Genomic DNA, 834 nt, shown 5'->3' with positions numbered 1-834 from the left:
TGAGTGGGTAGAGTGGCTTTTACAATTCCTGAATCGATTCGTTCAACTGCAACGGCCGGTGAAAGGCTGCTATTTCGAACGTTGAAGACATATTTGCCTGATGACTATATTGTGTATTATGAGCCTGAGATACATGGAAAGCGGCCTGATTTTGTGATTATTGGCCCTGATCTCGGGTTATTAGTATTGGAAGTAAAAGATTATACAAAGAATACATTGTTTCAAATTAATCAAGATGAATGGACGTTGGTTACTTCATCGGGGATACAAACGAAAACGAAAAGTCCGTTAAAGCAGGCACGCGAGAATGTGTTTCATATCGTAGATGCATTGAAGAAAGATCGCAATTTGGTTCATCTAGAAGGGAAGTATCAATTCCAGCTAAAGTTTCCTTATGGTTTTGGGACAGTGTTCACTCGGCTTTTCCAGAAAGACTTTATTGAAAACGGGCTGTATGCAGTGGTTGAGCCGTCCCTTTGTTTAACTCGGGATGAGATTGATCCAGATAAGGAAGCTTTTTCAGAAGAAAATTTATTTGAAAAAATCTCAAATATGTTCATTGTCCCTTATCGTTTGCCCGCTCCATTAGGAAAGGAAGAACTGGATGCAATCCGCTATCATTTATTTCCGGAGGTACGCATTAGTGCTGAATTTAAGCAACCAGTTCCATACCAAGATCAGCTGCTTTTGTCATTGCATGATATTAAGGCAATGGACCTTCATCAGGAAATGCTGGCGAAGCAAATAGGGGATAAAAATCGTTTGATTCGCGGAGTGGCGGGTAGCGGAAAAACATTGATACTTGCCAGCCGGGCTAAGATGCTGGCAAAGGAT

The 834-nt window shown here is 41.1% G+C and carries 1 protein-coding gene; it reads left to right on the top strand.

Translation table 11 applies throughout. The annotated features are described in order from the left end of the window. Window positions 1–12 precede the first annotated feature (12 nt). Window positions 13–834 (top strand): nuclease-related domain-containing DEAD/DEAH box helicase (locus tag V7149_RS25020; RefSeq protein ID WP_335348273.1); only part of this gene is annotated, 822 nt, incomplete at its 3' end.

This window comes from Bacillus sp. JJ1503, assembly GCF_036965125.1.
In the GTDB taxonomy this organism is placed as follows: Bacteria; Bacillota; Bacilli; order Bacillales; family Cytobacillaceae; genus Cytobacillus.
The sequence above is the reverse complement of the archived record's forward strand: the minus strand, read 5'-3'. Positions and strand labels throughout refer to the sequence as shown.